This is a genomic window from Actinocorallia lasiicapitis, from assembly GCF_054778695.1.
Map to the genome: position 1 here is coordinate 1 of NZ_BAAGZI010000292.1, position 7664 is coordinate 7664.

The window sequence follows — 7664 nt, forward strand, 5'->3', positions numbered from 1 at the left end:
CCGCGCCTGTGGTCGCGGTGCGCCGCCGTCGCCCCGTTCCTGTCGGGGCCGCGGCTGTACGCCGACACGACCGCGCCCGCACGGCAGGCGATCGCCCGGCTGGGCGGCGACGCCCTGTTCAGCGACCGTTCAGGCCCGCGTGATCTGATCGTCCTCGCCGCGAAGATCACCGCTGATGTGCTCATCGTCCACGGGGCCAACGACGAGATCGTCCCGGCGGAACACGCCCGGCAGCTCTGGCGGGCGCTGCGGGCCGGCGGGCACAAGGACGGCCACGACCTGTTCCTGCGCCTCGTCCCCGGGGCCGGGCACCATCCGCTGGCCGAGCCGCGGACGACCGAACTCCTCGACGAGGTGGTGGATTTCCTGCTCGGCGAAGACGCCCACCGATGAAAAGAGCACCATGGGAGAGCAAGAACATGGGAGAGCAAGTACTCAGAACATTCGTCCCGCTCGGATTCTCTCGCTCACAGCTCCGAGGAAAGGGCTGCGCGTCCTGCCATAAAAGATGGCCCCGTCCTTCTGTTCCCGCGGGCAGAACCATCGACGGGGAGACCCTTTACATCTGCGCCGACTGCCGGCTGGAAGCCGAGCTGCTGCCCGCGCCGGGCGGCCCGCACCCCGCGCTCCTGCGCCCCCGCGACGACGACTGAGCGTGACCGGCCGGGCCCGCCAGGGCGACGGTCGCTGCGCGTCGCGACCGATGCGGAGCCGTTCCACCTCTTGATATTGCTGCTCCGGTAGCGTTTTCTATCGTCAGCAGGGCGCAAGATGACAGATGTTCCGAAAACCTGTCGGGGGAGCGCAAGGAGTTCTTCATGCCTCTTCCCGATACCAGCGTGCCCCGGATCGAACCTGTCGCCGTCGCAGAGTCTCTTATCGTCCGTGACATCTGAAACCGACCTCCTCCTCGAACGAGACGCTGAGATCGCTGTACTGACCGCCGGGATCCGCCGGACGCTGGCCGACGAGGGCGCCTTCGTCGTCATCGCGGGCCCCGCAGGCCGTGGGAAGACGAGCCTGCTCAACGAGACCGCGCGGACGGCCACCGCGCGCGGCCTGCGCACCCTGTCGGGACGAGGGTCACCGCTGGAGAAGGAGTTCGCTTTCGGTCTGGTGCGGCAACTGTTCGAGGGCCTGCTGGTCAGGTCGGGCGAACAGGACCGCAGGCGCTGGCTCGCCGGCCCCGCGGCCGCCGCCGGCAGCCTGTTCGGCGGCACGGGCGAGCACCCCGCCCACGACGAGATGGCGCTCGTGCACAGCCTGTACTGGCTGACCGTCCAGCTGTCCCAGGATCGGCCGCTGCTGTTCGCGGTCGACGATCTGCACTGGGCGGACGAGGCGTCGCTGCGGTTCCTGGCCTACCTGCGGTCGCGGACGCACAAAGCGAACGTCATGGTCGTCGCGACGGCACGCGGCTACGCCAGCGCCAAGGGCGTGCTCGGCGAACTCACCCACGACCACGACGTCAAAGTGCTGAATCCGGGAACCCTGAGCCGCGACGCCGTGCGGCTCGTCCTCCAGACGGCGCTGGGCGAGGCGCCGTCCGCCGACATCGTCTCCTCCTGTATGGACCTCACCGACGGCAACCCCCTGCTGGTGAAGGAGATCGTGCGGGTCCTCACCGACGGGGGTTTCGCCGCGCGGCAGGTCACGCCCGACACCGTCATGCTGCTGGGCGGTGAGGTCCTGGTGGTCCGGCTCGCGGTGGAGCTACGCCGGCTCAGCCCCGAGGCCAGATCGGTCGCCGAGGCCCTGGCGGTACTGGGCGACGGCGCCGAACTGGGCCACCTCCGGCTGCTCAGCGGGCTGACCGAAGCCGAACTCTGGACCTGCCTGGGCGACCTGGAAAGCCTGGAACTGCTCCTGCCGCCCGAACCCGGCGGGTCGACGGTGCGGTTCCTGCACCCGCTCATCCGCAGCGCCGTCTACCGGCAACTGGCGATCCCGGTCCGGTTCCGCTACCACCAGGAGGCCGCCGAACTCATGATCCAGCAGGGCGGTGACGCGGAGGAGTCGGCCACCCACCTGCTGACCCTGCCGTCCCCGCCCCGCGAGCACATCGAGGTGCTGCTGCGCGCCGCCGACCAGGCCGCCGACCGAGGCGACCCCGAAGGCGCCCACCGCTACCTCCTGCACGCGCTGAAGGCCGGCGCCCCGGCCGCCACCCGGCTGAGAATCCTCGAGTCGGCCGTCACGGTGGCCTCGCGCATCGACATGGCCCAGACACTCGAACATCTGAAGGAGATGCTCAAGCTCGTCGACGACCCCGTCGCCTCGGCGCGGCTTCTCGCGGCGGCCACCTGGACGGAGCTCTGGCTCGGGAACGGCCACGAAATGGCGACGCGGCTGAGCGCACTGGCCGACGACCTGCCCGACCACGAAACCGACGCCCGCTGCCGGGTCGAGGAAGCACTCCTCATCGTCGGCATCGAATCGGGACTCTTCCCCGACTACGAGACCCGGATTCCGGGCCTGCGCGAACTCACCCGGTCGACGTCCCTGGACTCCGTGATGCTCCAGACCTCGCTCGCCTACTACGAGGCGCTCAAGGGCGACCCGCGCGGCCTCGCCCGGGCCCGTCTCGCCCTCAGCCACCCGAAGATGATCGACGCCGCGTCGGCCGGAGCCACCGAAGGGCACACCGGCTACTTCACCCTGCTGCTGGGCGACCTGAACTCGGGAAGCGAGGCCTTCACCGAACTGATCAAGATGAGCCATGCGCGAGGCGGGGCGAACGTCCTGGCCGCGCCCCACCTGCACCGCGGTCTCGCCAACCTCCGTCAGGGGGAACTGGTCCGCGCGGAAGCCGACCTGCGTGAAGTGCTCGCTCTGGAACGCAGGGCACCGATGGGCACCGTCAGCCACATCGCCGCCGGATACCTCGTGGAGGTGCTGGTCGAACGCGGACGCCTGGCGGAGGCGGAGGAGCTCCTGGACCGGCTCGCCCCGGGCGGCTCCCCACCACCGAACAAGATCGGCTACAGCCTGAGGCAGGCGCGCACACGTCTGCTGATGGCGCAGGGCGCCTACACCGACGCCCTGGAGTCCGCCCTGAGCGCGGGCCGGTACGTTCAGACGCGTACCGGGGACAACCCGGCGCTGGTCGCCTGGCGGTCGGACGCGGCGCTCTGCCTGCACGCGATGGGCGACCACGAGCGGGCACTGGACCTCGCACGGCAGGAACTGGACAAAGCGAAGACCTGGGGAGCGCCGCATGTCGTCGGCCGCAGTCTGCGGGTCCTCGGACGGGTCGAGGGGCCGCCGGCCGGGGAGCGGCATCTGAACCTGGGCGTTGAGCTCCTTCGCGACTCCGGCGCACAGCTGGAGCTGGCCAAGGCGCTGATAGATCTGGGGTCGGCGAACCGGCGGCGGGGCCAGCGCGCCGTCGCCCGCACCCACCTGGAAGAAGGACTCGATCTGGTCGAGAGACTCGGCGCCGCAGGCGTGGCGGAAGCCGCCCGCAGCGAACTGCGCGCCGCCGGCGGACGGCCCACGGGCAGGAAGCACTCGGCCCACGACATCGGCAGGGACGCCCTGACGCCGAGCGAGGAACGCGTCGCGCACCTCGCGGTCGAGGGACTCACCAACCGGGAGATCGCCCAACGGCTGTTCGTCAGCGTGAAAACCGTCGAGGTGCACCTGTCGAGCGTGTACAAGAAACTCGGCCTGACCCGAAGATTCCAGCTCCGCGACATGCTGACCGAACAGGAGACCGGTTGAGCCGAGGGATGCGCGGCGGGGTTCAGTGGTCGGCCTTGAGGCCGGCCTCGATCTGGCTTCTCCTGGTGATCTGGAGTTTGCGGTAGGCGTTGGACAGATGGACCTCGACGGTCTTGACCGTCACGAACAGGCTCTGGGCGATCTCCCGGTTGGTCTGCCCCCGCGCGGCCAGCTCAGCGACCCGCGATTCGCTCGGCGTCAACGATCGGGGTCCGGTGAGAGCGGTCCGGCGGGGACGGTAACCGGCCCGCCGCAGGGCCTGGCGGACCCGTTCGGTGAGCAGCCCCGCCCCGCACCGGTGCGCCAGATCCAGGCTGCGGCCCAGATGCTCCTGCACTCCGTCCAGGTCGCCCGCGGCCAGGGCGTCCTCACCCAGGACGCAGAGGGTCTCGGCCAGCTCCAGCACGTAGTCGGTGCCGTCCAGGACCCGCACCGACTGCCGTAGGAGGTCTTGGCGCCGGTCCCGGTCGGCGCAGACGAGGCCGTTGACCCGCAGGGAGCGTCCGATCCCGCCGGGTCTGCCCCACCGCCGCGCGACCGCCAGCTCCTGGGCCGCCAGGTCCGCGGCCTCCTCGTACCGGCCGAGCCCGTGCAGGCTGACCGCGGCGACACCGAGGCAGGGCAGGACCGCGGGATTGCCGCCGCCGCCCGCGGCGTCCCGTTCCCGCGCGATCAGCGCGCTGCCGAGGGCCTCTGTGTACCGTCCCCTGGCCAGGTGGAGCCTGGCCCAGCCGTACGCCGAGTAGCAGAAGACCCCCGACCGCGGCGGGAGCCCGTCCGACCGCCGCAGCAGCCGTTCGGCTTCCCCGAGCCGTCCCTGGTCGATCCGGACGGCCGCGAGCATCCCGAGGGACGCCTCCAGGATGGCGCCGGAGGGCGCCAGCCGTTCGGCCTCCAGCGCGTAGTCGAAATCCTCGGCGGCCTGGGCGAGCCGTCCGATCTGGTGCCAGCCCGCCCCCCGCCACATCTGGGTGAAAGCCAGCGTCGACAGCGAGCCGACCAGGCGTGCCTCGTGGATGAGCGCGGAGAAGGCGCGGAGCCCGCGCCGGGGCTCGTCGTGGACGGCGACGACGAAGGCGGCCGTGCCGCTGAGCGCGCCCCGGGCCACCGTGCTCTGGAAATCGGGGTTGGCGAGGGCCGCCGCCGCCCGGGCGAAGGCCTGGGGGTCGGCCGCCTGCAGGTCCCAGGAGGCGATCGTCGCTTCGAGGAGCGCGGCCTCGACCGCGGGGGAAGGCGGCAGCTCCCTGGCCGTTTCCAGCCGGGGCAGCAGATGGTCCCAGCCGGGCAGCATCTGCGGGATGCACAGGAGGATCGATTCCAGGCGGCGCCGCAGGTCGTCCTGCTCGGCGGGAAGCCGGTCGGCGCACTGGGCGACGAGCTCGATGAGGTCGTCCCGGCCGAACCAGGGGGCCACCAGCCCCGCGACGCCCGCGAGCCTCGCCCGGGTAGGGAGATCGTCGGTCAGCTTGAGCGCCTCGTCGACCAGTTCCAGTGTTCCGGCCATGTCGACCTGGGCGGCCACCGCGGCGGCTTCCAGGAGCAGCGCGAGCCGCGCCTCGTCGGGCTGCTCGGCGTGCAGGGCGTGCCGCAGGAAGGTGTCGGCCGTGCCCAGCGCGCCGCGTCGGGTCGCGGTCCTGGCCGCGTCGAGGAGGACCCGCAGGTCGGCGGGGCGGGGCCGGCCGGCTCTGAGCAGCTGGGCCGAGATCTCCTCGGGTGCGGCGCCGGCCTCGGACAGGGCGTGGGCCGCGGCCCGGTGGATGCGGACGGTCTCCTCTTCGGCCAGCAGTGAGGAGACGGTCTCCAGCAGGAGGGGGTGGGTGAACTCCGGCGGTCCCGCGACGCCGGGCAGCGGGTTGCGGACCAGGTGCGCGGCCTCGAGTTCACCGGTCGCGGTGAGGACCTCGTCCATGGTCAGCCCGGTGACGGCCCGGATCCGCGTCAGGTCCGCATCCGGGCCCAGGGCCGCCAGCGCCGTCGCGGTGGCCCTGGCGGCTCCGGTGAGCCGCGACAGCTCCTGCGAAACCCGCCACGAGATCGCGCTGGAACCGATCGCGGCGACACGTCCCGCGACATCGTCGACGGGAGGCAGCCCGTGGGCGGTCAGGCCGCGCAGGAGCTCGGTGACGTACAGGGGGTTGCCGCCGGTCTCGTGGTGGCAGGTCGACAGGAAGCCGTCCTCGGGCGGGACCCCGCACCGTTGGGTGATCAGCCGGGCAGTGGCGGGTTCGGACAGCGGGCGGAGCCGCTCGATCCGGCAGGCGGGGTGGGTGATCACCAGATCGAGGAGCCGCTGGGCGGCGGCCGAGTGGCTTTCCGGCCGAGCCGCGCCGAGCAGGGCGACCCGCTCGTTCTCCAGCCGGTTCTGGGCGTAGGCCAGGAAACGCAGCGACGGTTCGTCCGCCAGGTGCAGATCGTCCAGGGACAGCAGGACCGGCGCGGTGCGGCCGAGGTTGAGCATCAGCCAGTACAGGCCGTGGATCTGCTCGAACTCGCCGCCGAACGCACCGGAGCCCGAACGGTCGAACAGCGGTGCGGCGGACGCGGCGGCCCCCGCGAAGACCTCGCGGCGGCGTCGGGCGGGCAGCGTTGCGAGGGCCGTGCCGAAGGCGTCCTGGAGCAGCCCGAACGCAGTGTCCTTGCGCAGCGCCGAGCCGCGGGCGTGCAGGACCGTGTGGCCGCCGTCCTCGGCTCTGGCCAGCGCCTCCTCGAGCAGTGAGGTCTTCCCGATGCCCGCCGGGCCGAGCAGCAGGATGCCGCCGCCGCTGCCGCCGGCCGACCGTTCCAGCAGGTGGTCGAACGTCTGGAGTTCCGTGTTCCGTTCGAGGAGCCCGCTGTCGCACGGTCGGTTCATGGAGCCCCTTCGCTCGTCCTGCCCTGGTGACGCGTCACCCGCATTGTCCCGGTCGCCCGGCTGCCCGGCCATCAGGGCTTTCCCCGGCCGGAACCCGAAAGGTAGGGGCCGGGAAGGCCGGGGTCAGGGATTTCAGACCGGAGAGCGGGAGAAAGGCGGCATGAACCTCCCGGAATGTGGCATGGTTCGGCAGTGAATCACTGAGCACCAGTCCTTGTCGGGAGCCGTGGAGTGGATGGTTCAGAAGCACCCTTCGATCTGTCGCGCTTCGATCCCTTCGGCGCCGACCGTGCGGCGTTCCACGAGGTGCTCGCCTCGGCGCGGACCCTCCAGCCGGTGTTCTTCTCCGAGCCGCTGCGGGCGTGGTGCGTCACCACCTATGACGACGTCGTCAGGGTCGCCACGGACACGGTGTCGTTCGCGCCGGTCACCGAACCGGTGCCCGGGGCGGGCCTGCATCCGGAGGCGGCCAGGGTGCTGGCCCTGGTCCGGAGGGAGCCGTGTGCGGGGCCGGGCGGATACGACGCCTGGCTGGCCGCGGACGTCTTCAGCGCGGACCGTGTCCGGAGCTGCCTTCCCGGCCTTCGTGCCACGGTCGCCGCCTACGCCGAGCGGCTTCCCACCGACGCGCGGTTCGATCTGGCCGCCGAGTTCTCCGATCAGGTCGCGCTGGCGGCCCTGCTGGGCTTCCTGGGCTTTCCCGACGACGACTTCGACCTGATGGCCAAAGCGGTGCACGACCTCGGTGAGCTCGCCGAACGGGGCGGCTCGCTCAGCACTCTGGAGCAGTGGGAGAAGGGGAGTTTCCTGCAGGGCGTGGTGAGCCATGTCGCCGGCCTGGCCGATCAGTGGCGCGAGAAGACGGTGCGGGAAGGGGCCGACCTCGCCGGAGCCTTCGCCGACGACCGCGGATTCGCGGCCGCGGCGCTGCGCCTGGTCGGCTCCGACTGGCCGACGACCGCGGGCGGCCTGTCCAACATCGTCGCCACGCTGCTGGGGCGGGAGGGCTGCTGGGAGGAGTTCGTGGCCGGACGGTTCTCGGCGCGGGCCGCGGTCGCCGAAGGGCTCAGGGTCGCCTCGCCGGTGGCGG

Annotated in this window: 4 protein-coding genes; 3 read left to right on the top strand and 1 reads right to left on the bottom strand. The window is 71.7% G+C overall.

What is annotated here, in order from left to right; all coding sequences use genetic code 11:
• Both ACYVE7_RS25090 and ACYVE7_RS25095 read left to right on the top strand, forming a co-directional pair.
• The coding region (locus ACYVE7_RS25090) for an alpha/beta hydrolase family protein (RefSeq protein ID WP_460367784.1) at positions 1–393 on the top strand (393 nt) is incomplete at its 5' end.
• A 492-nt stretch (positions 394–885) separates the two neighbouring features.
• Complete coding sequence (locus ACYVE7_RS25095; protein ID WP_460367785.1) at positions 886–3723, top strand: helix-turn-helix transcriptional regulator; 2838 nt, start codon at positions 886–888, stop codon at positions 3721–3723.
• Between the two features lie 22 nt (positions 3724–3745).
• Here the strand turns inward: ACYVE7_RS25095 and ACYVE7_RS25100 are convergent, their stop codons facing one another.
• Positions 3746–6574, bottom strand: a complete 2829-nt coding sequence (locus ACYVE7_RS25100) for an ATP-binding protein (RefSeq protein ID WP_460367786.1) — start codon at positions 6572–6574, stop codon at positions 3746–3748.
• 231 nt (positions 6575–6805) lie between these two features.
• Between ACYVE7_RS25100 and ACYVE7_RS25105 the strand changes: the two genes are divergently transcribed.
• Positions 6806–7664 (top strand): cytochrome P450 family protein (locus ACYVE7_RS25105; RefSeq protein ID WP_460367788.1); only part of this gene is annotated, 859 nt, incomplete at its 3' end.

Coding starts and splice junctions, on each gene's coding strand:
- ACYVE7_RS25100 (WP_460367786.1), bottom strand. CDS start 6,574: ATGAACCGACCGTGCGACAGCGGGCTCCTCGAACGGAACACGGAACTC.